Origin of the sequence: Vibrio proteolyticus NBRC 13287 (genome assembly GCF_000467125.1) — a bacterium.
Taxonomy (GTDB): Bacteria; Pseudomonadota; Gammaproteobacteria; order Enterobacterales; family Vibrionaceae; genus Vibrio; species Vibrio proteolyticus.
In genome coordinates this window covers 87,130-110,781 of sequence record NZ_BATJ01000006.1, presented here as the reverse complement: position 1 = coordinate 110,781, position 23,652 = coordinate 87,130, and the positions used below count along the sequence as shown (strand labels likewise).

General features: G+C 49.2%; 23 protein-coding genes. 13 read left to right on the top strand and 10 right to left on the bottom strand.

The features are described 5' to 3' along the window. Positions 1-27: 27 nt before the first annotated feature. Complete coding sequence (locus VPR01S_RS09255) at positions 28-1,152, bottom strand: M14 family metallopeptidase (RefSeq protein ID WP_021705056.1); 1,125 nt, start codon at positions 1,150-1,152, stop codon at positions 28-30. 276 nt (positions 1,153-1,428) lie between these two features. Here VPR01S_RS09255 and VPR01S_RS09250 point away from each other — a divergent pair, with 276 nt between their 5' ends. Continuing rightward, positions 1,429-2,907 carry a peptide MFS transporter gene (locus tag VPR01S_RS09250; protein WP_021705055.1) on the top strand — a complete coding sequence of 493 codons (1,479 nt, stop codon included), beginning with the start codon at positions 1,429-1,431 and terminating at the stop codon, positions 2,905-2,907. Between the two features lie 139 nt (positions 2,908-3,046). Further along, the gene (locus VPR01S_RS09245; RefSeq protein WP_174377440.1) at positions 3,047-3,829 is read left to right on the top strand and encodes a siderophore-interacting protein; all 783 of its coding nucleotides are present in this window, start codon (positions 3,047-3,049) and stop codon (positions 3,827-3,829) included. Between the two features lie 71 nt (positions 3,830-3,900). Here the strand turns inward: VPR01S_RS09245 and VPR01S_RS09240 are convergent, their stop codons facing one another. After that, positions 3,901-4,254 carry a DUF3316 domain-containing protein gene (locus VPR01S_RS09240; RefSeq protein ID WP_040902517.1) on the bottom strand — a complete coding sequence of 118 codons (354 nt, stop codon included), beginning with the start codon at positions 4,252-4,254 and terminating at the stop codon, positions 3,901-3,903. A gap of 416 nt (positions 4,255-4,670) precedes the next feature. Here VPR01S_RS09240 and VPR01S_RS09235 point away from each other — a divergent pair, with 416 nt between their 5' ends. Beyond that, positions 4,671-5,249, top strand: coding sequence for an HD domain-containing protein (locus tag VPR01S_RS09235; RefSeq protein ID WP_021705052.1), 579 nt, complete (start codon positions 4,671-4,673; stop codon positions 5,247-5,249). Between the two features lie 27 nt (positions 5,250-5,276). Here the strand turns inward: VPR01S_RS09235 and VPR01S_RS09230 are convergent, their stop codons facing one another. From VPR01S_RS09230 to VPR01S_RS09210, 5 genes are all read right to left on the bottom strand, one after another. Beyond that, positions 5,277-6,179 carry an EamA family transporter gene (locus VPR01S_RS09230; protein WP_021705051.1) on the bottom strand — a complete coding sequence of 301 codons (903 nt, stop codon included), beginning with the start codon at positions 6,177-6,179 and terminating at the stop codon, positions 5,277-5,279. A gap of 66 nt (positions 6,180-6,245) precedes the next feature. Continuing rightward, complete coding sequence (gene phnR / locus VPR01S_RS09225) at positions 6,246-6,950, bottom strand: phosphonate utilization transcriptional regulator PhnR (protein ID WP_021705050.1); 705 nt, start codon at positions 6,948-6,950, stop codon at positions 6,246-6,248. Positions 6,951-6,973: 23 nt separating this feature from the next. Beyond that, positions 6,974-8,698, bottom strand: a complete 1,725-nt coding sequence (locus tag VPR01S_RS09220; RefSeq protein ID WP_040902501.1) for a putative 2-aminoethylphosphonate ABC transporter permease subunit — start codon at positions 8,696-8,698, stop codon at positions 6,974-6,976. An 8-nt stretch (positions 8,699-8,706) separates the two neighbouring features. Continuing rightward, on the bottom strand, positions 8,707-9,819 hold the full coding sequence (locus VPR01S_RS09215) for a putative 2-aminoethylphosphonate ABC transporter ATP-binding protein (protein ID WP_021705048.1): 1,113 nt from the start codon (positions 9,817-9,819) through the stop codon (positions 8,707-8,709). 149 nt (positions 9,820-9,968) lie between these two features. Further along, on the bottom strand, positions 9,969-10,979 hold the full coding sequence (locus tag VPR01S_RS09210; RefSeq protein ID WP_040902500.1) for a putative 2-aminoethylphosphonate ABC transporter substrate-binding protein: 1,011 nt from the start codon (positions 10,977-10,979) through the stop codon (positions 9,969-9,971). A gap of 254 nt (positions 10,980-11,233) precedes the next feature. Here VPR01S_RS09210 and phnW point away from each other — a divergent pair, with 254 nt between their 5' ends. The 3 genes from phnW to phnX are packed head-to-tail and all read left to right on the top strand — an operon-like array spanning position 11,234 to position 14,579. Further along, on the top strand, positions 11,234-12,337 hold the full coding sequence (gene phnW / locus VPR01S_RS09205) for a 2-aminoethylphosphonate--pyruvate transaminase (protein ID WP_021705046.1): 1,104 nt from the start codon (positions 11,234-11,236) through the stop codon (positions 12,335-12,337). A 24-nt stretch (positions 12,338-12,361) separates the two neighbouring features. Continuing rightward, positions 12,362-13,741, top strand: coding sequence for an aspartate aminotransferase family protein (locus VPR01S_RS09200; protein ID WP_021705045.1), 1,380 nt, complete (start codon positions 12,362-12,364; stop codon positions 13,739-13,741). Positions 13,742-13,751: 10 nt separating this feature from the next. Beyond that, a complete protein-coding gene (phnX, locus tag VPR01S_RS09195; protein WP_021705044.1) occupies positions 13,752-14,579 on the top strand; it encodes a phosphonoacetaldehyde hydrolase in 828 nt (275 codons plus the stop codon). 55 nt (positions 14,580-14,634) lie between these two features. Here the strand turns inward: phnX and VPR01S_RS09190 are convergent, their stop codons facing one another. Next, positions 14,635-15,177: an NUDIX domain-containing protein gene (locus tag VPR01S_RS09190; RefSeq protein ID WP_021705043.1), complete on the bottom strand. Its 543-nt coding sequence runs from the start codon at positions 15,175-15,177 to the stop codon at positions 14,635-14,637. A gap of 483 nt (positions 15,178-15,660) precedes the next feature. Here VPR01S_RS09190 and VPR01S_RS09185 point away from each other — a divergent pair, with 483 nt between their 5' ends. The 3 genes from VPR01S_RS09185 to VPR01S_RS09175 all read left to right on the top strand — a co-directional run bounded on the left by VPR01S_RS09185 (position 15,661) and on the right by VPR01S_RS09175 (position 17,816). Continuing rightward, positions 15,661-16,656, top strand: coding sequence for a glycosyl transferase family 90 (locus tag VPR01S_RS09185; protein ID WP_021705042.1), 996 nt, complete (start codon positions 15,661-15,663; stop codon positions 16,654-16,656). A gap of 126 nt (positions 16,657-16,782) precedes the next feature. Beyond that, complete coding sequence (locus VPR01S_RS09180) at positions 16,783-17,103, top strand: hypothetical protein (protein WP_021705041.1); 321 nt, start codon at positions 16,783-16,785, stop codon at positions 17,101-17,103. Between the two features lie 23 nt (positions 17,104-17,126). After that, positions 17,127-17,816 (top strand): helix-turn-helix transcriptional regulator, encoded by a 690-nt coding sequence (locus VPR01S_RS09175; protein WP_021705040.1) that lies wholly within the window; start codon positions 17,127-17,129, stop codon positions 17,814-17,816. Here VPR01S_RS09175 and yjjG read toward each other — a convergent pair whose 3' ends face one another. After that, a complete protein-coding gene (gene yjjG, locus VPR01S_RS09170; RefSeq protein ID WP_021705039.1) occupies positions 17,817-18,491 on the bottom strand; it encodes a pyrimidine 5'-nucleotidase in 675 nt (224 codons plus the stop codon). A 95-nt stretch (positions 18,492-18,586) separates the two neighbouring features. On the opposite strand from yjjG, the gene VPR01S_RS09165 reads away from it, so the two are divergent. Then, positions 18,587-19,507 (top strand): LysR family transcriptional regulator, encoded by a 921-nt coding sequence (locus VPR01S_RS09165; RefSeq protein WP_021705038.1) that lies wholly within the window; start codon positions 18,587-18,589, stop codon positions 19,505-19,507. On the opposite strand, the gene VPR01S_RS21955 is transcribed toward VPR01S_RS09165, so the two are convergent. Continuing rightward, positions 19,486-20,322, bottom strand: coding sequence for a hypothetical protein (locus VPR01S_RS21955; protein ID WP_021705037.1), 837 nt, complete (start codon positions 20,320-20,322; stop codon positions 19,486-19,488). The two genes, VPR01S_RS09165 and VPR01S_RS21955, sit on opposite strands and share 22 nt — an antisense overlap. Before the next feature lie 449 nt (positions 20,323-20,771). On the opposite strand from VPR01S_RS21955, the gene elbB reads away from it, so the two are divergent. The 3 genes from elbB (at position 20,772) to VPR01S_RS09145 (ending at position 23,641) form a co-directional block, all read left to right on the top strand. Then, positions 20,772-21,422 carry an isoprenoid biosynthesis glyoxalase ElbB gene (elbB, locus tag VPR01S_RS09155; protein ID WP_021705036.1) on the top strand — a complete coding sequence of 217 codons (651 nt, stop codon included), beginning with the start codon at positions 20,772-20,774 and terminating at the stop codon, positions 21,420-21,422. Between the two features lie 238 nt (positions 21,423-21,660). After that, entirely contained in the window at positions 21,661-22,809 is a 1,149-nt protein-coding gene (gene yiaY / locus VPR01S_RS09150) for an L-threonine dehydrogenase (protein ID WP_021705035.1), read from the top strand. A 94-nt stretch (positions 22,810-22,903) separates the two neighbouring features. Beyond that, positions 22,904-23,641 (top strand): dienelactone hydrolase family protein, encoded by a 738-nt coding sequence (locus VPR01S_RS09145; protein WP_425585294.1) that lies wholly within the window; start codon positions 22,904-22,906, stop codon positions 23,639-23,641. Positions 23,642-23,652: the final 11 nt, after the last annotated feature.

The following is a 23,652-nucleotide window of genomic DNA, read 5'->3' as shown; positions in this document are numbered from 1 at the left end:
CAGGCTCAACGCCTGCGTTTTAAAAGGTTAAATCTTATCGGTCACAGCCAGCGCGGCGGCTAATATGTCTTGTCCAAACAGGACACTGCGCTCAGGCGACCAGCCGTAAAGCGGATCCGGGTAGTTGTTATTGTCCTTAAACGGCATTTCAATGGTGTAAGACAAACACTTGAACTGCTCTGCCACCCAGTTTGAACCTACGGTCAGATTAGCCTTGCCCGGCTCGTCCTTGTCGTAGCCGACTTCGTCCTGGAACTCCGGTGTAATGGTGAACAACGCCACTTTAAACGCTTTTTCCAGCTCAGCCAGACGCTGATCATACGACGGGATCCCTTCAGAGCCGGCCACAAAGTTATATGGAATCGCTTCGTCACCATGAATGTCCAGGAACATATCCACGCCAGTTTGCAACATACGTTCACGCACTAAGAACACTTCCGGACTCTTGTCCATCGACGGCGTCTGCCATTCACGGTTCAGGTTCACACCCACGGCGTTGGTACGCAAGTGGCCACGAATGCTGCCATCTGGGTTCATGTTTGGCACCACATACAGCACCGCTTTTTCCAATAGCGCGCGGCTGACGGTATCACTGTCGTCCAGCAGGCGGTTAACCACGCCTTCAATAAACCACTCCGCCATGGTTTCACCCGGGTGCTGACGTGCAATGATCCAGATATTCTTCTTACCTTCCCCGGGCTCACCGAAAGTCAGCAGGCTCATGTCATTGCCATCCAGTGTATGACCCAGAGTTTCCAGCGTGCAGTGGTGTTCGCTTTGTGCCTGATGAAGTAAATCCAGATGGCGCTCATAACTGTAAGGCGCAAAATAAGCGAAATACATTGAGCCACGTTCAGGGATCACCGTAAAACTCAGCGTATCACCATCAAATTCGGCAGGGACACGGAACCATTCTTCACGGTCGTAAGACGCCACAACATCATAATCTTTCCACCCTTCCGGATACGCCGATTTCGCCAGTTGACCGATATGGAATGTGTGTGCCACATCCGCCTCACTTTCAAGACGAAAATGGAACCACTGATAGAATTCAGACTGGTTGTCATTCGGGATCCGTAACTGGATGTTGTCCTTATCGTCGGCGCTAACGATGTGAATGCTGCCACTGTCGAAGTTGCTAAAAATCTTCATTGATTTACTCACCTTTGCATCTGAGCCATAAGCTCTCAGGCTAACACAAAGCAAACCGGATCAGCATGCGTTTCCTCCCATAACAGCACCCATTCGGATAAATATCACCCAATGCAAATGTATTGGAGCATACCCATTAGAAATTCATATGCGAAGATTAGAAAAAATAGTGAATATCGTGTGCTTTTTGGGATGGTTGTTTCAAATTATCAATTACCACAAATGATAAAATAATAAGCATAAAATACTATACTAAACGTACTGGAAGAGAATTTTATGTGGAATAAACTCAATAAATCAATGATGTTTTGCCAGGCCATGTTTGGCCTTTCCTTTTATGGTGTCATGGTCATCCTGACCCGTTTCTTCTTAGAAGATCTAGGGTATAGCGAAGCGGACACCATGATGGTGGTGGGTGCTTTTTCTTCAATTGGCCCCCTGTTTGCCATCGCCGGTGGCTTTATCGCCGACAAGTTCCTTGGGGCATACCGTTCTCTCACCATTGCCTACGGTACCTTTGCTACAGGCTACATACTATTGGTGCTGGGTGCTTCAGCCACCAACGTCCCTATGAGCCTGGTGGGTATTGCGCTGGCCAGTTATGCCCGAGGCCTGATGTCTCCTTCTTACCCCAGTTTATACAAGCGTACTTTTGCCACAGAAGAAGACTTTGAAAACGGCTATCCGGTGAACTATTCCGTCAACAACGTCGGTGCTTTGCTGGGACAATATCTGTTCCCAATGTTTGTGCTGGCCATTGGTTTCAACGGCAGCTTTGGCCTGTCGGCGACCATGGCAGGTCTGGCGTTCATTACGCTGATTGTGTTCAATAAAAAACTGGTCAGCGTTGGGGCGGATATCGATCAGGCATCAGTGAGTACTAAAAACTGGGCTGCATTCTTCGCCTTGTCAGCCGCCATGGTAGGGCTGGTCTTTTTCATGTTCTCCAACATGGACGTCGGCCAGAATATCGTTTATGCGATTGGCGCTGCGGCGATCTTATATTTCATTTCACTGATGCTGAAATCGGATAAATCGGATGCCCTCAAAATGGGCACCATTCTGATCATGACGGTTCTGACAACTTGTTTCTTCATATATTACGGTCAGATGATGACATCAATGACCATGGTGACCATCAATACCATGCGCGGCGACCTGTTTGGCCTCATTCCCATTGCTCCGGAGGCCTCTATGGCCATGAACCCGCTATGGTGTATCGTCGCCGGTCCGGTGATAGCGCTGACTTTCTCCTCACTCGAAAAGCACGGGATCAACTTCTCAACCGCCACCAAAATCGGATTTGCGTTCGTGTTCACTGCCATCGCGTTTGGTATTCTGACGTTGGCTGTAACGAATGTGGGTGAAAACGCCATCATCCGTCCGGAAATCTTCCTTGCGATTCACTTCTTTCAGGCCTTTGCAGAAGTGATTGTCGGTAGCCTGGTGGTGGCCTTTATTCTTTCTGTAGCCCCTAAACACATCGAGAACTTTTCAGTTAGCCTGTTCTCGGTTGCGATGGCGCTGAGTGGCATTGTTGGCGCGGTTTTCTCGACATCCATCGCGCTTGAGAAAGGCCAGGCAGTTACCCAACAAATTGTGCAAACCGTTTACGGCGATTATTTCCAACTGCTGACGGTACTGGCTGTCGTTATGGTCGCCATTGCTCTGGTTTGCTCTTTCATCATTCGCAAAATGCTGGAAGCCGCCCGTCAGGAGCCGGGGGATAAACTGGCACAGCCCGAACAGGCCTAACGTCTTCTTTTCCAACCAGCCCCTGCCAGTCAGGGGCTTTTTTATTGTCCCAGTGTAAAATTAAGTAAATGATAATAGTTATCATTGAATTTCGTATCATTGCCCCATATGCTTAAGCAGTTACATTACACAGAGAAAAATTATGAATAAACCGACCCCTACCTCGCTTGTTGTCTTATCGACCACGCAACTGACGCCCAATATGCAACGTATCGTGTTGCAAGGGGACGGACTGAGTCGTTTTCCTACCGATTGTGCCGGTGGTTACATTAAATTGTTGTTCACGCCAGAAGGCGGTACCGATCTGAGCGTATTGGATGACAACGCCCGGCCAGTTATGCGCACCTATACGATTCGCGAAATCGATCATCAGTCTGCGACAGTCACCGTCGATTTCGTTCGTCATCAGGTGAATGATACGAGTTGTGGTCATGCCGCTCGCTGGGCCATGCAAGCAAAACCCGGTGACACCATCACCATTGCAGGCCCGGGAACCATCCAAAACCTGAATACCGACGCAGACTGGTTCTTCCTCACCGCCGATATGACCGCTCTGCCAGCGTTGTCTGTCAAACTGGCCTCCTTACCCGAAAATGCGCGTGGTTATGCCGTCATCGAAATACAGGATAAAGACGATATTCAGGCCCTTGAGGGGCCAGCAGGCGTAACACTGGATTGGGTCATCGCCGATACCAAGACCAACCGTTTTGTCGAAAAGGTGAAAGCAAAAAACTGGTTGGCGGGCAATGCGTCTGTTTGGTGTGCATGTGAATTCGAATCAATGCGCGCATTGCGTCAATACTTCCGCAATGAACACGGTGTGGATCGCGAGTTCATTTACATCAGTAGCTACTGGAAAAATGGCGTCACCGAAGAGGGTCATAAAGTCATTAAGCGCGAAGACGCTAAAGCAACAGCGTAATAAAGAAACTGGGTAATAATCATCAAAAAGCGGCCAAAACGGCCGCTAAAAAGTGCTAGCTTAAACAATAATTAATATTTACCGTCACGGTAGTCGTATTCGTAGCTGACATTCACAATCGGCTGATACGCAATTTGGCCGTTATTCATCGACTCTTTCACCGTCACTTCCGAATTTGTGATTTGGAAAGAGCGTCTATTGATGGGATCCATCCGGGTTGGCAAGGCCTGGCTTAATTCATAGGACGATTTGGATTTCAAATCACTGAGCATTTGCTGCCCTTCCTGATACGCCTGATCTTTGGACGCAACAACCTGCCCCGTCATCTGAGCAGTTTTTGCTGCGGTTGAGTAAGCGCCATTTGCAAAGGCAACACCTGACATCATCAACAGTGCAGCGCTGGTAAGGATAGTTAGTTTTCTCATAACAGACTCCTCGTCTTTGTTGTATTTGAGCGACATCCTCACTGCTCTTGTATCAAATCATACGTACAGAGACCATGAACAGATGACATTACTTTCATAAAACTCACTAATCATTTGCGCAAAATTTGCCCAACCCTACTTCGTAGGTGTTTTCCTCACTCAGTTCTGAAATTACACCACTGGCTTCTTTTGATAGAAAAATCATTATCATAAATAAAAGCCAAACCGTACATTCATTAACGAAATAGCGAACATTGGCGTCTTTTAAACACACAAAAAATCGGTGAAATTTTTTGAAAATAAAGACTAGCGGTGAAATACGTAGTACTTGTCACCACAACGTAACCGTATCGTCACCGGACTTTATTGTTACTTCCCTACCATTTGCCCGTAAAAACAAGGAGTAAGGGCTCTTAATGCAAGTGATTGAATTTATCCGTCAGCAATTTATGGAAAGTGGACACGTGGCGTACGGGGAAACATTGTCGATGGGTGAGCATATGATGCAGGCAGCGTTTATCGCCGAGCAAACGGGCTGTCATAAGGAACTGGTGGTGGCCGCATTTCTGCATGACTTTGGTTATCTGATTCTGGGATTGCCGGAAGAGAGCACCGAATCCGGTATTGACGGTTTTCATGAAGACATTGGTGAGCAGTGCCTTAAAGGCTATTTTCCGCCGTTAATCACCGACTGTATCCGCTTACATGTTCAGGCCAAACGTTACCTGTGTACGGTTGAGTCACACTATTTTGACCAACTCAGCAAAGCGTCCCGTCGATCACTTGCCGTTCAGGGTGGATTAATGAACCACACCGAGTTGTGTGCGTTCGAAGCAGAGCCGCATTACCGGGAAGCGATTCAGATTCGCCAGTACGATGACAAGGGAAAACAGCCGTACCTGAACCACCCTGATTTAGACTACTATCTCAAACTCACGGCAAGTTGCCTCATCAGAACAGAAATGACACGCTCGCGCCATATCGAGGTCGCGTGACAAACGACCGGTTTGCTCCTGGCAAAACTACGCCAGAGCCAGGAGCAAACCGCCCAAAATTAAGCTAACCCCAATGCCACGGGTAAAGAACCAACGCTCGGCAAGAAACAGCACCCCCATAATTAAGCCAAAAACAATACTGATCTGACGTAAGGCCACCACCAGGCTAACATTGGCCGTCATGGTCATCGCGAACAGAACCAGGCCGTAAGTGCTTGCCATCATGATTCCGGCCAAACCCGCGCGTTGTTTAATGTGCCATGCGTGACGAATCTGCCCCACATTTCCGCTAACCACACACCAGCCCAAAGTAAACAGCACCATCGCCCAGAACTGAACACCGAGATAGAAGATGGCAGTGTGTTTATCACTCAGCACAACCCTGACCACTTGTGTCGCGATGTCCAACGCCTGCTTGTCCAGTATGGAATAGCCTGTCGTACCAATCGCTGCCACCAATGCCCAGAACACGCCCAGATTAATATACGAGCGAACGTGGCAGTCTCGAAACCGTGCCAGCGGCACTACCAGGCAACCCAGAGTGATCATCACAAAGCCGCTCCACTGCATCCACGACAGTGTGTGCCCCAGTAACGAACCACCGAACCCAACCATCAGCACTGGCAACGCCCGAGCTATCGGGTAGATAACGCCGATGTCGGCCTGCTGATAAGCCAGCATCAATCCAACCAAATAGAGCATCTGACAAGCACCGCTCATCAGCACTATCCACCAGAAAGAGTCAGGCAATGATTGCCAGCCAATGGTATTGAGATACCAGATCAAATAAGGCGTTAATAGCAATGACGCCGTAACACCGGCTGCCAGCGTAAAAGCCGTGCCCGAGCTGGTGTTACTTTTACCCAGAATGTTCCAGCCTGCGTGCAGCAACGCGGAGAAGACAACCAGAACTATCGCAAAAAATGCCATAACACTCCCTGTGATAAGCAGAAAAGCAAAAGGGCTTCCGTGCGGAAGCCCTTACCTAAGAAACCGCTAGCGTGTCAATTCCGCAAGCGATTCGATACTGATCGCATCATGGCGCCAGTACTCTATATCACAGTCTATTAACTCACCTTGCTGGTTGTAATTGATCCGCTCGACCACCATTGCTGGTGTGCCCGATGTGGCCCGCAGAAACTGTGCAGTCTCGCCCAGCAATGAACTGGTGCTGATGCGGTAACGGATTTTTTGGTACACCACGCCATAATGCTCGCGGTAAATGTCAGTAAGCGATTGCGACAAATCGTGACTTAGTAAGTCTGGGAACATTTCCGGTCGCACATAGTTGGTCACAAACACGACGGGGCGATCTTCCAGATAACGGACACGATCAATGCGGTAAACATCAGCGAATGGCGGCAAGCTGAGTAGCGTCGAGGCTTGTTTGTTGGCCAGACTGGCTTTAGCCGCCACCAGTTCCGTCTTCGGCAGCCGGTTTTGGGCCAGCGCCATGTTGGTAAAATTGAGTGTTTGGGTTGGATCGTATTTCAGAGGTTCGGGAGAAATAAACCAACCACGACGATCTTCACGATAAATCTTACCTTCCGCTTCCAAAAGCGACAACGCTTCACGCAATGTCACCCTGGTGGTATTAAATGACTCCGCCAACTTGCGTTCTGCCGGCAGCTTCTGCCTTGGCGAAAGCATCCCTGACGCGATCTGTTCAACAATGGCATCTTTGATTTTTACGTACTGCACTCGCTTGTTTTTCCTTGTTGTTCTCAGCGCTTACGCCACGCTTGGGTTTTATTTTCCAAAAGTTTCCCGACCGTCATATGAACGACTTTCGCAACCGCGGCTGACACCATGATCATTACAGCCATCGCCGCCGCTGCGCCTGTCTGGCCGGCATCATCCATATTGAGCACGGACACCGACGCCGGAATGGTATCGGTTGAATAGAGAAATACTACCGCAGATGTGGTGGTCAGTGCATTAACAAACAGATAGGTAGCAATATCCAGAATCGCAGGCAGACATACAGGTAGAGTGACTTTAAGGAATAACTTGTACTGCGGCAGTTTAACCGATGCAGCGGTTGCTTCCAGTTCATCTGGCAACTGTTTCAATGCCGTGAGTGCCGTCATGTGCCCTACGGTGTAATAATGGACAACGGTATTGATAACCAGAAACGCCATGCTTCCGTACAGTACACCCAATGGATTGGCCGGATCGTTGAAATAAAAAATGTAACCCAGCCCCAAGACCATACCCGGTACCGCCATCGGCACCACCGACATCATCTGCATAAACTGGCGAACTGGCGCAAACGAACGGCCTTTTTCAATGGAATATGCCGCAATAAAAATGATGGCGGTGCCGAACAACGCGGTCCACCCCGCCAGAGTGAGCGAGTTAAAGTACGGGCTCCAACCATACGTGCTCATTTCCGCGAAATTGTAGTTATTCAAGGTCAGGGCTTTATTCCACGGCCAGAACGTGACAAGTGAACCATAAACGGCCATCCCAAGCACTGCCAGCACCACCAGGGAAATCAGCGTGCAGTAGACGAGACAAATTCCGTCACGCCACTTTTGCGGCTGAGGCTGGTAAGGCACAGAGCGAGTATCAAACAGGCTTTTTTGCTTACGTTGAACCCAGCGATCAGCTCCAAATGCCAGCAACGCTGGTAACAATAACAAGATACTGGTTACAGCTCCCATAGAGAAGTTCTGTTGACCAACCACCTGTTTGAAGATATCGGTCGCCAAAACGTTGTAGCTCCCTCCAATAACTTTCGGAACCCCAAAGTCACACACCACCAGCGTAAACACCACAATCAACGTGCTAATCAGTCCGTACTTTGCTGCCGGTAAAGTGACGACAAAAAACGTTTTGACTGACGACGTTTTTAAGGCGCGCGCCGCTTCGTACAAACGCGCATCGGAGGTGCGCAGCGACGTCGTCAGAATCATCAAAGCGTGCGGGAATGTCCAGAAGATCAACCCCATTGTAATACCGATCAAACCATACACCGATTCTCCCCCGAGCAACGCTTTCGCTACCCCCTGGTTACCAAACAAAAAAATCAGACTAATGGCCGGAAGTAAAGATGGCGCTAAAATCGGCGCCGTTCCGAGGATCTGAAACATCCCCTTGAACGGCATGCAAGAACGCGTCAGCGCGTACGCGTAGCCAAACGCCAAAACCCCCACAACCGCAGTAACCAACAAGCCGACCGTGAACGTATTTCCCATCGACTGCCACAGCGCTTGCGAGGCAAAATAGGTGGCAAAATTAACCAGGCCGACAAATTCTCCGTCACTGTTCTGGACACTTTTCGCCAACATGGCCCACAACGGCATCAGAATAAACAACACCATCAGAACGGACAGCAGCGCCAGCAAAGCAAACAGAATCAGGTTGTCACGACTAATACGGGTGAGGAAAGAATCCGTTTTCATCGTGGACACCGGTGTTGATTGAGTCATAGTATTTCCTTTCATCGCTACCTCTAAGCCACTGCGACGTTATCGTTGCTGTGCGAGTGTGAGGGATAAGCGCGAAGCCCGTTTTGCGCAAAACGGATATAGCGAATATCCCCGACTCTCAGTTTCATCGCATGGATTTGTTCACCGGGTAAATCGACGAAAATCAGAGGGGCGTGCGCATCGTGTTGCAACTGACACTCAACCCGGGTGTACGCGCCAAGAAACTCTTTGCCACAAATACGCACTGGTAGCGCATCAGAATAGGAGTCGACAAAGCGCACACTCTCCGGACGCACCGCCAGATCGAAACGCTCACCGCGACTTGGGGTATGATTCTCCAGTGCCGGCGTCGGCAGCAAGGATTCAGCGATCCGCACTTGCTCATCTGTTGCTACCGATGCCTGAATGAAGTTCATGCTGCCAACAAACTCGGCAACAAAACGCGTTGCGGGCTTGAGATAGATCTCTTCCGGAGTACCGACCTGTTCAATCACACCATGATTCATCACCACAATGCGATCCGCCATCGAAAGCGCTTCGTCCTGATCGTGTGTCACCATCACCGTTGTAATACCCAGTTTGCGTTGCAGGTTACAAATCTCCTCACGCAAATGAATTCGAACTTTTGCATCCAGCGCAGACAGCGGTTCGTCCAGCAACAACAACCCAGGAGATAGCGCCAGCGCGCGTGCCAATGCGACCCGTTGCTGCTGTCCGCCAGACAGTTGATTGGGGTATTTCTCTCCAGACGTCGGCAAACCGATCATCGCCAACCAGTCGTCCACTTTCTCCAGCGCTTCTTTGGTCGACATCCCTTGATTCTTCAGGCCGATGGCTATGTTCTCCTGCACTGTCAGATTCGGAAACAAGGCATACGACTGAAACACGATGCCAAAATCGCGTTTCTCCGGCGGTAAAAAAGTCGTCTCCTGCTCGCCCTGGAAAATAGTCCCGGATGTGGGTAAGTCCAGCCCGGCAATTGCCCGCAACAATGTCGTCTTGCCGCAACCGGATGGGCCGAGAAAGCAGACGAATTCGCCTTTTTCAATCGAGAGAGAGATGTGCTTCAGCGCCGTAAATTGACCAAATTGCTTTACGACGTTTTCAATGTGCAGGTAAGGTTGAGGTGTGTTCATAATGCGCCCTTAATTGGTATAGTCCAAAATTAACGCATCTATGTTTCAGTCCAGTGACAAATTTAAAACGACAAGATGACAGTATGATGAACAGCCCCAAACGACAAAGGAGAGCATTCGCTCTCCTTTACTAGATGCATCATGTGGCATTAAGATTTGGGTTCTGATTTAGCATCAAACTTCTCAGACCATGCCGCCAGGACTTTTGCACGTTCACTCCCCATTTTTGCAAAGTCCATCTTAGCCATTACGTCCTGAACGTTCGGAAAGTTAGAGACGGTCGCTTTGACCTCTTTGTGGCCGACCACCGGATACATCTCCACATACAGCTCATTGGCCGCTTTTGATACCGACCAGTCGACAACGCGCTTGGCAGCGTCGGTCTCGTTCACCAGACCCACGGCTTCAGATTCCCAGCCGATTCCCTTAGGTACGATCACATCCAGTGGCGCGCCCTGCGTTTTCAGTTTCGCACCACGACTGGCCATGGAGATACCGATAGCCACTTCGCCCATACCTGCCTGTACGCACGGCTTTGAGCCCGAATGGGTATAATGAGCGATGTTTTGATCCAGACGCTGCATGTAGTCCCAGGCTTGTGTTTCACCCATGTTTTGTAGCCAGGCAGAAACTTGCATGTAACCGGTACCTGAGGAAGCAGGGTTTGGCATCGCAATGTGACCTTTATATACCGGCTTGGTCAGATCTTCCCACGATGTGGGTTTTGGCAGGTTAAGCTGTTTCGCCACCGCTTCATTAAAACAGACCGCATTGAAGAAAGCGTCGTTCCCAAACCAAGCCTGTTTCGACTGCGGGTCATTCAGGTTTGCATTCAGTTCGTCGACACCTTTTGGCGTGTACGGCTTCAGCAGCCCCTCTTCCTTCAGTAAAGCCATGGACGATCCTGCCAGACCCCAAACCACATCGGCGTGTGGATTGTTTTTCTCAGCCAGCAGTTTCGCGGTCATGATCCCCGTTGAATCACGCACCCACTTGATCGTTACATCCGGGTTATCTTTTTCAAATGCCGATTTGTACTTCGCCAGAATGTCAGTTTCGAAAGCGGTGTAAACCGTCACTTCCTGAGCCGCCATTGCATTAGCGGCCAGCATAGACAGAAGTGCAGCCAGAGATCCTTTCATCAAACGGTTGTTCATCATCTTCTCCAGTTTAGAGCATAGGTTTGCGGTGAATTTAATTGGTCTGTACCAGTTAACTGACCACCACCGTAAAAGGACTCTGTGACGATTACATGAACAAAAAGTGGCAGTTTGACGAAAAATACAACTTTTGAGAGTCGGCGGTTTCCCCGCAGATGAAACTTTTGTGAAATTGTAAATCGGGCTATTTACGCGCCAAATCCGCCTTGCTAGAGTCAAAATCAATTCTGGTATAGTCCAAAGAGAAAACAAACATGAAAAATGCGTATTTGCTGCTGACACCCGGTCCTCTCTCTACGTCAGAAACCGTTCGGGAAGCCATGCTGAAAGACTGGTGTACGTGGGATGACGATTACAATAAAGACATCGTTGAAGTGATCAGACACAAATTGGTCCGTCTGGCAACGCGTCAGCCCGGTTATACTTGTGTGCTGATGCAAGGCAGCGGAACCGCCTCTGTCGAGGCAACAATCGGCAGCGCCATTGACCGCAATGGAAAGCTGCTGGTGGTCGATAACGGTGCCTACGGCGCAAGAATCGCTCAGATTGCTGATTATCTGGCTATTCCGAACCATGTCGTTTCGCCTGGCGAAACATCACAGCCACACTTGGATGAGGTGGAAACGGCATTGGTCTCGGACCCTTCCATCACACATGTTGCCATCGTCCATTGCGAAACCACCACAGGGATGCTCAATCCAATCGAAGCCATCGCTTCACTGGCCAAACGCCACGGGAAAATCGTCATACTGGATGCCATGTCGAGTTTTGGCGGCATTCCAATGGACATTGGCGATCTGGGGGTCGACTTTATGATCAGCTCTGCGAATAAGTGTATTCAGGGCGTGCCCGGATTTGGCTTTGTGATTGCCAAACAAGATGAACTGGAAAAGTGCCGGGGTCAGGCACGCTCTCTGAGCCTGGATCTTTACGCTCAGTGGTACTGCATGCAGGTCAATCACGGCAAATGGCGATTTACCTCCCCCACTCACACCGTACGAGCGTTTTACCAGGCATTATTAGAGCTTGAGCAAGAAGGTGGCATCAATGCCCGCTACCAGCGCTATCGGACCAATCAACGTACGCTGGTTTCCGGCATGCGTTCACTCGGTTTCGAACCTTTGCTGGAAGATGCGCTCCACTCGCCTATCATCACCTCTTTTCACTCACCCGCTCACAGTGACTATCAGTTCAACGAGTTTTATCAACGTCTTAAATCACAGGGGTTTGTGATCTATCCAGGCAAAGTCTCAAACGCAGACTGCTTTCGTATTGGCAACATCGGTGAAGTGTATCCAGCCGACATTGAACGCCTGATTGAAGCCGTCAGCACCGCCTTGTACTGGCAGCACGTCTGAGTTTGAGCAAAGGACACTCCGAATATGACTCAAGCCATTCCTCAGCCCAATCTCCACAGTGAAGGCGACATCAATACAACCCCGGCTCGTCAGGCCTGGAACTCGTCAATTGATGATGAGAATACCCAGACTCTGCTGCAAAGAGACCGTCAGGTTTTTCTGCATCAGGCCATGTCAACGCCCTGCCTGGACGCCTTACAAGCCGCTGACGGCATCTACATTCAGGACACCGCTGGCAAACGCTATATGGACTTTCATGGCAATAATGTCCATCAGTTGGGATACGGTCACTCGCATGTGATTCAGCGTCTAACGGAACAAATGGCTGCGTTGCCCTTTTCTCCCCGTCGCTTTACCAATGAAACGGCCATCCGTTGCGCGGAAAAACTGATCAGCATCTGTGGTGGAGAAATGCGTCGGGTACTGTTTGCCCCCGGTGGCACATCCGCCATTGGCATGGCGCTTAAGTTAGCCCGTTACGTTACCGGGAATTACAAAGTCGTCTCATTGTGGGACTCATTTCACGGTGCTTCGCTGGATGCCATTTCGGTGGGGGGAGAAGCGTGTTTTCGCCAGGGGATGGGGCCGCTGATGGCCGGCGTTGAACGTATTCCACCAGCCGTTTCGTATCGCGGAGCCCTGCCTTCAAACGATGGCAGTGACGTTCACTATGCAGACTACCTGGAATACGTCATCGAAAAAGAAGGCGGTGTTGGGGCTTTTATTGCGGAAGCCGTTCGCAACACCGATGTACAAGTCCCCAGTAAGGCCTACTGGCAACGTATTCGCGCCATTTGTGACAAACACAATGTCATGCTGATCATCGACGACATTCCCAATGGTATGGGCCGCAGCGGTGATTGGTTCACCTATCAAGCGTATGACATCGAACCAGACGTACTTTGTATCGGGAAAGGCTTCGGTGGTGGCATCGTGCCGTTTGCAGCCATGATCACCAAAGAGAAATACAACGTCGCCGAGCGGATTTCGATGGGTCACTATACCCATGAAAAAAGCCCGCTCGGCTGCGCGGCCGCTCTGGCCACCATCGAGACCATCGAGCAAGAAGGTCTGCTGGCTCATACGCGTCAACTGGGTCGTGTTATGCAGGAACGATTGCATCAGCTCAAAGCCCGCTACCCGCTCATCGGAGATGTTCGTGGGATCGGTCTGCTCTGGGGGGTGGAACTGGTGACCGATCATCGCAGTAAAACCCGGGCTTGTGATGAAGCCGAAGCGATGTTGTATGAATGCCTCAATCGCGGGCTGAGTTTTAAGGTCTCACAGGGCAACGTCATCCAACTCAGTCCACCGCTTATTATCACGCGAGCACAGCTCGATCAGGCGCTGGATATTTTCGAGCAAGCTCTCGCTCAAATTTCTCAAGATTTTCAATACGTTTAGGACCAAGATAATGACTCAATCCACTTCTCTTTCTCCGCTGCAGGCGGTGATTTTTGACTGGGCCGGTACCATTGTAGATTTCGGCTCGTTTGCACCTACCAGCATATTTGTCGAAGCGTTTCGCCAAGGCTTTGACTTTGATATTAGCCTGGAAGAAGCGCGGGAGCCGATGGGGCTGGGTAAATGGGATCATATTCAGGCGGTTGGCCAGTTAACGACGGTTGATGCCCGCTGGCGTGCCCAGTTTGGCAGATCGATGACATCTGATGACATCGACCGAGTTTACGCCGCATTTATGCCGTTACAGAAAGCCAAAGTGGCCGATCATGCAGAGCCGATTCTCAACGCCATTGAGGTGGTCAATGCACTCAAAGCACAGGGTATCAAAATTGGCTCCTGCTCCGGCTATCCGCGTGAAGTCATGGATGTACTGATCCCGGCTGCAGCCAACTACGGTTATCTGCCGGATTATGTGGTTGCGACCGATGATCTGCCTCAAGGCGGGCGTCCGGCTGCATTTATGGCGCTCAAAAACGTCATTGAACTGGGCGTCACCGACGTCAATGCCTGCGTGAAAGTTGACGACGCTGTGCCTGGAATCGAGGAGGGGCACAACGCCGGTATGTGGACAGTCGGCCTATTGCTCTCCGGTAACGAAGCCGGACTAACCTGGGAAGAATATCAAAACGCGGACAGCGTCACTTTAGACAACGCACGGCAGAAAGCCCGAAGCAAATTACTCAAGTCTGCGCCTCACTACCTCATTGATACCATTGCAGATCTACCTGACGTCCTGGCAGACATTGAGCGCCGTCTCAATGCCGGTGAACGGCCGTAAAAAAGCCGAATGTTCAGCCCATAAACGAATACGCCCTCTTTACGGAGGGCGTGTGCTAGTCAATCAGGCCTTTTAGATTAGCCAGACCGTAGGCGGCGATGGTCACATTATCTTTGATGTCACCGTCAATCATCATTTGTTCAAACGTCTGAAGCGAAAACGCTTGTGTGATCAAATCTTCTTCTTCCTTGTCAAGACAATTACCCACATACGTCAGGCCAGAAGCCAGATAGATATGACAGGTCTGATTGAGGAATCCATAGGCGATAAACTGGGCACCCACATAGCTCATACTGGCGGCAGACAATCCGGTCTCCTCTCTCAATTCGCCTTTAGCCAGTTCGAGAGGATCGGCATCCGGGTTTGACTCCCATGCCCCTTGCGGCAATTCCCAGCAACGTTGACCTACAGTGTAACGGTACTGTTGTACCAAATGGATCTCGCCGTTATCCACGGCAAGAATCACTGCGCAGTCTGGCTTATCGACCACACCATAAATCCCTTCCGCACCACTGGGGCGCACTATTTTATCTTCGCGCACCGTCATCCACGGGTTCTGATACACCACTCGACTATCTAACTGTTTGATATCACTCATATCTGATTCTCTCGATTTGTACCCTGGTACCTTAACAAAACGTGCTGCGGCTGAACAGAAACGCTCTGATCGCAGTATCCCCATTAAAATGGGTGACATATCAAGAAAGTGCATAAAAATAAAACATCATTCGATTTTACATACAGAGAATATAATTTTTTCTTTATGAAAAACGGTGCAATTAAAATATAAATCAAGTCTCAAATTTGCTGTCCGACATGTGAGTTTATATAGTAATCAGGCGTAATAAATGCTCTACTTATTATTGATGATAATTATATTAATGTATTTTCTATCTAACAGTGGATGATTACCTTACAAGAAACCCTGCCATTATTGAGAATAATTCGTATATTAAATTGATTCCATACGCATCAAATTACTGAGTTACTGTTAAGTAACGGAATTATCATATTTCTTTCATTGATGGTTAATCCAACTGTATTAGATTTGTCTTAAGATTCAGTCACGAGAGTCATTAACGTGCGTAAAAACAAGTTCTTATACTACTTTTCCAATGCCATTACCTTATTGATGCCAAAATGTGTCTATCGCTGGAATCGCCACAAGATTATTCAATCCATTGATTATTATGATCAGAATGAGATCTACGACAGAGTGAATTATTACAATAAGTTAACTCGTGGATTTTCGCTGAATGAAAATTGCGGAACAAAAGTGAAAACTTTTAAAAAGACCAAAGGAGCCACCTATTTTTTTGACCTTCGTTCCGTAATACGTTATTTCCCTTGTGGGTTACGTTTCGATTATAAAAATGGCGATGTCACTCATATTCCTGATCATCCTACGTTTTTAAAAAGTCGCCCGATTAATGGCTGCAACGAACATTCTGTATTGTTAAAACTGAACCGTATTCGTCATTTTAACTTTGTCTGCGACAAACTGCCTTATCAGGAAAAAAAGAACATGGTTGTTTGGCGAGGTGTCGGGCACAAGGATCATCGTAAACGGGTTATCCGAGCGTTCTATGATCATCCTCGTTGCGACATTGGTCAAACCAAACCCAGACAAGGACAACCGTGGGAAAAAGACTTTATGAGCGTGGCTGAGCAGCTGCAGCACAAATTTGTTCTTTGCATCGAGGGGAATGACGTTGCCACCAATCTAAAATGGGCCATGTCCTCCAACTCACTGGTGATGATGTCAAAGCCCAAATTCGAGACCTGGTTTATGGAAGGTCGGCTTAAAGCAGGCGTGCATTACGTTGAATTAAAGGACGATTACTCCGACCTCATCGAAAAAATGGACTACTATCTGGAGCATGAAAATGAGGCTCTGTCGATCATACACAACGCGAATCAATGGGTTGAGCAGTTTCAGGATGACAACAAAGAGCGTCTGATCTCCTTGCTGGTCGCCGATAAATACTTTTCTAAATGTGAAAATAATCCAGTATCGACACTGCCAATGTTAACGCCGTTTGCCCCGCGGACACTTGGTCGCTTTTTTGCCCGGTAATTTTAGCTCTTGCGCCGAACACGGTTACCATGCGGTAGCCGTTGTACTTCTCGCCACACTCCTGACATGTCCTGTCAAAGTCACGTTTTAAGCTTGTTTCCGAACTTAACCAACAAGGAAACAATCATGCAAAGTGCTATTGAAATCGTCACCTTTAAACTGCGTCAAGGAGTAACGGAACACGATCTGGTTGCCGCATCGGAGCAGAGCCAGGCATTTGTCGCTAATCTGCCAGGGTTTCAGTATCGTTCATTAAGCTACGAAATCGAACGTAACCTGTGGAATGACGTAATCTATTGGGATTCCATGGAAGAAGCCAAACAGGCCAGTAAGCAGTTTGCAGCGAATGAGCAATGTCAGGCCTTAATCGCACTGATCGACCGAGGTTCAGTCGACATTCAGCACCAACACATTAAGATGTGTGACCTGGCCAAAAAATACCGTTAATCAGCATCTGGGATGAAGACTGAATGAGTAAATCGGAACGACTATTTGAACTCCTGACCTTGCTGCGTTCCCGACGCTACGCGGTCACTGCCTCGGCGCTCGCTGAAGAAATGCAGGTTAGCGAAAGGACCATTTATCGCGATATTCAATCACTCATTCGTTCCGGCGTTCCGATATACGGAGAAGCGGGGGTCGGCTATTTACTGCAAGCCGGCTCCCACCTCCCGCCCTTGATGTTCACCGAACAAGAAATGATGGCACTGGAACTGGGCATGAAAATGGTGCGCTCATGGTCAGACGAAGAACTCGCCAGCGCGGCCAAAAGTGCGTCGACGAAAATATTGTCTGTCCTTCCGGACAAAAGAAAACAACAGGTGGAAGAATTTTCGATGCTCGTGCCGGATCTGCATTCTCGTTCAGACACCGCCAGACATAGCCAGATGCTGCGCCATGCAACCGACGCCAGGTTGAAAGTCGAAATGGAATACACCGCAGAGAATGGTAAGCAAACCCGGCGCACGCTCCAACCTCTCGGGCAAATTTTCTGGGGCAAGATATGGACATTAGTGGCTTGGTGCGAACTGCGCCACGACTATCGTCATTTCCGTCTTGATCGCATCAAAAAACTCAGCACACTTGATGAGGGATTCGAGATAACAAACACCAAATCCCTCAGTCATTACACATCACTCCATGCGCCGGCAGAACGCTGATTAGGCGATCAGAATGTCTTTCAGTTCATGCAATGACGCCACGGTGTAACTCGGAGAAATGCCATCCACGGCATCTACACGTTCGGTATTGAGCCAGCAGGTTTCTATCCCAAAATTCATACCACCAAGAATGTCTGAATGCGGATTGTCACCAACCATCAATACTTTCGATTTGCACGGATGGCCCATCAGCGACATCGCATGGGCAAAAATACCTTCGTCTGGCTTGGCGATACCCACTTGCTCAGAAATCACAATGTGATCGAAGTAGCTGCTCATTCCAGTTCTTTCCAGACGAATGGCCTGAAGCTCCGTAAAACCATTGGTGATGATGCCCATTCTGGCCTTTCCTGACAGCGCTTCCATCAACTCCTTCGCACCCGGCAGTAAGGTACAGATATCCGCCATAGCTTCGAGAAATGCAGTGTTCAGCTCAGCAGTGGTCGTTTCAAGTTTTTTCGCCCAGAGGTCAAAACGCGTGTGCTTTAGCTCATCAGCGGTAATGTCGCCATTCTGATAATCAACCCAGAGCGGTTTATTCACTTGCTGATACTCAGCAAAGTCCTGTTGCGTGAATTCAATTCCCTTACGGGCAAACATCAGTTGCATGCCTTTGAATGCGTCAAAATGGAACAGGGTCTCGTCCGCGTCAAACAGAATCCAATCGTACTTCATGATTACTCCTTACTCGTTCGGCCTAGTTTAGATTGTTTTCTTCTGGATGATAATCCATATAATAAGAAACTCATTGTTAACTTAAACTCAACTCTATGCACAGTTTCTCTGCTATCCCCGTGTTTGTCGCCGTTGTAGAAAACGGCAGCTTTTCCGTCGCGGCTGCCAAGCTCAATATCACCAAGTCAGCAGTCAGTAAACGCGTCAACCAGTTGGAGGATGAACTCGGCATTCGTCTGCTGAACAGAACAACGCGCAAACTCAGCCTGACGGAGGCTGGTCAGCGCTATTACGATTACGTATCGCAGGCGCTGGGTCTCGCTCAGCAGGGGCTGGACGCCGTCACAGAGTTGCAGGGCTCACCGCAAGGGCGATTGAAAATCAGCGTACCAATGGGATTTGGTGTCAAGCACGTCGCCCCCATTATCGCCGATTTCATCGAGCTGAATTCGCAAATCGAAATCGATCTGCAACTTGAAGATCAAATGGTGGATTTGATTGAAGGTGGTTTCGACCTGGCGATTCGTATCGGCCATTTACCTGTGTCTAATTTGGTGGCACGTCGTCTGGCGCCCTGTAAAAGCCTGCTGTGTGCCTCTCCCATTTATCTGGAACAATACGGTGAACCCAAACGCCCAACGGATCTCGCTCATCACAATTGCCTGCGCTATAGCTATTTCCGAGGCGGGCACGAGTGGACATTTGAAAGTGTCCACGGCGAGCATAAAGTCGTTCCTAAGGGAAACTTTGTGGTGAATAACAGTGAAGTTATCCGCCGCACGGTGTTAGACGGACTCGGCATCGCTCAGTTACCCACGTTTATCGTGGCATCCGATATCGCCAAAGGCACCTTAATTCCCGTGATGCAGGACTTCCCTCTGCCAGAGCACGCCATTTATGCGGTGTTTCCGGAAAGAAAGCACCTGCCACTGAAAGTCCGGACGTTCATCGAATACATAGCCGACCGGCTGGGGACAGATACACCCTATTGGGATCAGTTGATCGCGACTCCCTGACCCACACTTGCCATACGTTCACGCAGGCGCTGGGCATAATCACGTAATACTCTAGCGTTGTCGCCTGCCTTCGCATTCCCACACACTTCTCCGTTAAACGAAATCTGTGGGCTGGAATAAAACGGCCTGCGTTTCGGAGCGTAACTCATGATCGTACCACCGTTCGCACACAAATAGGCACGTGCGTATGGTTTGATGTATGGCCATTCCCAAACAGCACTGCTCTCTGTGAGATCGTTGTTGCCTACCTGCTCTTTTAAGGTTTCGGTGTCATGTTCCGCCCAGGCTAAATGACCAAACTCGTGCTCAAGCACATGTTGGGAAGTGTTGTACCGCAAGGCAATAAAATGACCATGAGGCGCACGCTCTGCTTGTCCGTGGAGATCACCCTTAAAAAACGTGTTTTCACTGCCAAGAATCAACGCATAATAATGGTTGGACTGCTGACGGATCTGGCTAATACGATCGGCCCCCAGAACAGATTCCAGCGAATAATGCGCTGAGCTAAAGTCCAGTACATAGTGATCGCTCAAATCAACAAACGTTACTTCTGCCACATTGCGTGTCATTGGGATACAAGAGTTCTCCAAAACCCAATTGGAGTAATTCACCCAAAATTGCATCTGAGTATGGTTCTCTTGCTGCGAACGTCCTTTCAGAGCTTCGTTTGCCACAAAGAAATGGACGTACGTCGGCACGGGCTTATCAATATTACACACCGGCGCTTTCATCCCCCGGCTGATGCTCTTCGACTGGCAACCACTGACACTCAACACCCCCGCCAGTGCAGCAAAAGAAAGATATTTACGCAGCATATTATTCATCTTATATACAACCAGTCGGGCAATGATACTGAGCCGTGACCAGGAATCAATAATTGAGATTCGCCTCACTACAGGTTTTCATGCACAACGCCAAGCGTTATCGTCAACTTTATTGATATAGACCTCTTACCGCCTCGTCATAATGTGTGACAAATCAGGCAATTTAAGCAGCCTCTTCCACCCTGTCAGTGAACAGATGACTCAGCTCAACGACACTGAATACAAGTCCGTATTAAGCTCGTTGCAATTACAGGGGGAGCTATGAAACACTTTTTGCCATCGAGCGTTATGCTGACACCTTTTGTCGTGAAAAATTATCGGCCTGACGATCACGATCAGGATGAAATCGACGATAATATAGAAAGCACTGAAGTTGATCAGGAACTTAGCCAAAAGGAGTGAGTCCTGAGTTCTTAAGCGTAAAGAAAAGGAAAGTTAAGATGAAAAAGGTTGCTGTCATATTGAGCGGATGCGGTGTTTTCGATGGTGCTGAAATCCATGAAACGGTGCTGGCTCTGCACGCGATCGAGAAGCATGGTGCGACCTGGCACTGCTTCGCGCCAGATATCGAACAAATGCATGTGATAAACCACATCACTGGTGAGGAAATGCCTGAAACCCGCAATGTGCTGGTCGAATCTGCTCGAATCGTCCGAGGTCAGATAGAGGATGTCGCCAAACTGAATCCGGCTGACTTTGATGCCCTGCTCTTGCCCGGCGGCTTTGGCGCAGCAAAAAACCTGACCGACTTTGCTGTCAAAGGCACAGAATGCAGTATTAATGCTCATGTGGCTGCAGCCTGTCGTGGCTTTGCCGAAGCGAAAAAGCCTGCGGCGTATTTGTGTATCGCGCCAGCCATTATTCCCATGATTTACGGCACCGATGTACAGGGCACTATCGGAAATGACGTCCAAACTGCCAAAGCCTTTCGTCAGATGGGCGGCGATCATGTCGAGTGTCCGGTAGACGACTATGTGTTCGATACAGAAAACAAAGTGCTTTCAACACCAGCTTATATGCTGGCTGAAAACATTTCACAAGCCGCAAGCGGGATTGAACGTCTGGTAGCACGCTTGATCGAAATCGCCTGACGGCGTCTCAGCGAAAAAGCGTCCACGCGGCGCTTTTTCCATTCTGTTTAACCATTTGATTAAAAGTATAATTTTAATCACTTGCGTTTAACAAACCACACATAATGTGCAATAAGACCCACATCACAAATATCACTATCTGTGAGTTTGACGTGCCAGAACTTGCCTCAGATCAAGCCTTTTTATCCACATTATATGCGAGCCTGTATGCATACATAAACACAGTGGAGCATTCTTAATGACAAGTGCATTTTTCATTCCTACGGTTAACCTGATGGGCGCAGGCTGTCTTAAAGACGCAGCAGACAGCATTCAGTCGCAAGGCTTTAAGAAAGGCCTGATCGTGACCGACAAAGTGCTCAATCAAATCGGCGTGGTGAAACAGGTTCAGGATCTGTTGGGCGATAGAGACGTCGACACCGTGGTTTTTGATGGCACCCAACCGAACCCAACCATAGGAAATGTTAACGACGGACTTAGCCTTCTGGCAGACAACGAATGTGACTTTGTTATCTCGCTGGGCGGCGGCTCACCACACGATTGCGCAAAAGGCATTGCGCTGGTCGCCACCAATGATGGTGCAATCGCCGATTATGAAGGTGTCGACCAGTCAGCAAAACCGATGCTGCCATTGGTGGCCATCAATACAACAGCGGGCACCGCGTCTGAAATGACACGATTTTGTATCATCACCGATGAAAAACGTCACATTAAAATGGCGATCGTCGATAAGCACACGACCCCACTGATGTCGGTCAATGACCCAGAACTGATGCTGGCGAAGCCGGCTTCCCTGACCGCCGCGACGGGTATGGATGCACTGACTCACGCCGTAGAAGCCTATGTGTCAACGGCCGCTACGCCGATCACAGATGCGGTAGCGATAAAAGCGATTGAGCTGATTCAGGCCTACCTGCGCACCGCGGTGAAAAAAGGTGATGATATCGAAGCCCGCGAACAAATGGCGTACGCTCAATTTATGGCAGGTATGGCATTCAATAACGCCTCTCTGGGTTATGTGCATGCGATGGCACACCAACTTGGCGGCTTCTACGACCTGCCGCACGGTGTGTGCAATGCCATCTTGTTACCACACGTGCAACGATACAATGCCCAGGTGTGTCCTGAACGTCTGCGTGACGTAGCGAAAGCAATGGGTGTAAATGTCGATGCAATGTCGGCAGTACAAGGCGCAAACGCCGCAATCGACGCCATCGTTCAGTTAGCCAAAGATGTCGGTATCCCTGCGGGTATCGGTGAACTGGGCGCGAAAGCGGAAGACATTCCAACCCTGGCGGATAACGCACTCAAAGATGCCTGCGGTTTCACTAACCCGAAACAGGCTACTCACGACGAGATCAGTCAGATCTTTCAAGCGGCTATGTGATCTTACTCTATGCTATTAAGCCTCCCTCGGGAGGCTTTTTTGTTTTGCTCTACTGTTTGTTCAGGCACGTACTAAACTAGTCGGAACACAGGAGGTGATTATGCTTAAACCACTCGCACTCTCTTTGTCACTTTTGACAACATCAGTACTGGCCGGAGAGAATCAGATTTACAATGTAAATGGTAGTGAATACGAGGGCTACTGGTCCAAAGTCAGCGACACTGCACCACTTGTTTTGTTGGTTCATGACTGGGATGGGCTGACCGACTACGAAGTGCAACGTTCGGAAATGCTCAATAAACTAGGCTATAACGTTTTCGCCGTCGATTTGTTTGGAAAAGGCGTTCGCCCGACCAAAGTCGAAGACAAACGTCAGCATACCGGCGAGCTTTACAAGGATCGCCAAAAGTTGCGAGCACTGATGCAAGGTAGCCTGGATTATGCCGCGAAGTTGAACGGCAGTGGCACGAATGTGGTCGTTATGGGGTATTGTTTTGGTGGTGCCGCAGTGCTTGAGTCCGCCCGAGCAGGCATGAACGCCAAAGGGTTTGTCACGTTTCACGGCGGACTGACAACCCCAGAAGGTCAATCGTATGCCGATGCTAAAGCGCCAATCCTGGTTTTCCATGGAACAGCCGATAGCGCCATCACCATGGATCAATTTGCCACGCTGGCCAGTGAACTGGAATCACAAGGCGTGAAGCATGAAATGATCACCTACAGTGGCGCGCCGCACGCCTTTACTGTATTTGGCAGTGAGCGTTATCGCAAAGATGCTGATGAAAAATCGTGGACCCGCTTTACGGAGTTTCTCGCCGCACAAACCCAGTAATGACAAAGCCC

What these genes read in the sequence shown, in the direction of transcription:
- elbB (WP_021705036.1), top strand. Translation starts at nt 20,772, where the DNA reads ATGAAAAAGGTTGCTGTCATATTGAGCGGATGCGGTGTTTTCGATGGT.
- VPR01S_RS09200 (WP_021705045.1), top strand. Translation starts at nt 12,362, where the DNA reads ATGACTCAAGCCATTCCTCAGCCCAATCTCCACAGTGAAGGCGACATC.
- yjjG (WP_021705039.1), bottom strand. Translation starts at nt 18,491, where the DNA reads ATGAAGTACGATTGGATTCTGTTTGACGCGGACGAGACCCTGTTCCAT.
- VPR01S_RS09180 (WP_021705041.1), top strand. Translation starts at nt 16,783, where the DNA reads ATGCAAAGTGCTATTGAAATCGTCACCTTTAAACTGCGTCAAGGAGTA.
- phnX (WP_021705044.1), top strand. Translation starts at nt 13,752, where the DNA reads ATGACTCAATCCACTTCTCTTTCTCCGCTGCAGGCGGTGATTTTTGAC.
- VPR01S_RS09175 (WP_021705040.1), top strand. Translation starts at nt 17,127, where the DNA reads ATGAGTAAATCGGAACGACTATTTGAACTCCTGACCTTGCTGCGTTCC.
- phnW (WP_021705046.1), top strand. Translation starts at nt 11,234, where the DNA reads ATGAAAAATGCGTATTTGCTGCTGACACCCGGTCCTCTCTCTACGTCA.
- VPR01S_RS09240 (WP_040902517.1), bottom strand. Translation starts at nt 4,254, where the DNA reads ATGAGAAAACTAACTATCCTTACCAGCGCTGCACTGTTGATGATGTCA.
- VPR01S_RS09220 (WP_040902501.1), bottom strand. Translation starts at nt 8,698, where the DNA reads ATGAAAGGAAATACTATGACTCAATCAACACCGGTGTCCACGATGAAA.
- VPR01S_RS09250 (WP_021705055.1), top strand. Translation starts at nt 1,429, where the DNA reads ATGTGGAATAAACTCAATAAATCAATGATGTTTTGCCAGGCCATGTTT.
- VPR01S_RS09230 (WP_021705051.1), bottom strand. Translation starts at nt 6,179, where the DNA reads ATGGCATTTTTTGCGATAGTTCTGGTTGTCTTCTCCGCGTTGCTGCAC.
- VPR01S_RS09235 (WP_021705052.1), top strand. Translation starts at nt 4,671, where the DNA reads ATGCAAGTGATTGAATTTATCCGTCAGCAATTTATGGAAAGTGGACAC.
- VPR01S_RS09190 (WP_021705043.1), bottom strand. Translation starts at nt 15,177, where the DNA reads ATGAGTGATATCAAACAGTTAGATAGTCGAGTGGTGTATCAGAACCCG.
- VPR01S_RS09210 (WP_040902500.1), bottom strand. Translation starts at nt 10,979, where the DNA reads ATGATGAACAACCGTTTGATGAAAGGATCTCTGGCTGCACTTCTGTCT.
- VPR01S_RS09215 (WP_021705048.1), bottom strand. Translation starts at nt 9,819, where the DNA reads ATGAACACACCTCAACCTTACCTGCACATTGAAAACGTCGTAAAGCAA.
- yiaY (WP_021705035.1), top strand. Translation starts at nt 21,661, where the DNA reads ATGACAAGTGCATTTTTCATTCCTACGGTTAACCTGATGGGCGCAGGC.
- VPR01S_RS09255 (WP_021705056.1), bottom strand. Translation starts at nt 1,152, where the DNA reads ATGAAGATTTTTAGCAACTTCGACAGTGGCAGCATTCACATCGTTAGC.
- VPR01S_RS21955 (WP_021705037.1), bottom strand. Translation starts at nt 20,322, where the DNA reads ATGCTGCGTAAATATCTTTCTTTTGCTGCACTGGCGGGGGTGTTGAGT.
- VPR01S_RS09165 (WP_021705038.1), top strand. Translation starts at nt 18,587, where the DNA reads ATGCACAGTTTCTCTGCTATCCCCGTGTTTGTCGCCGTTGTAGAAAAC.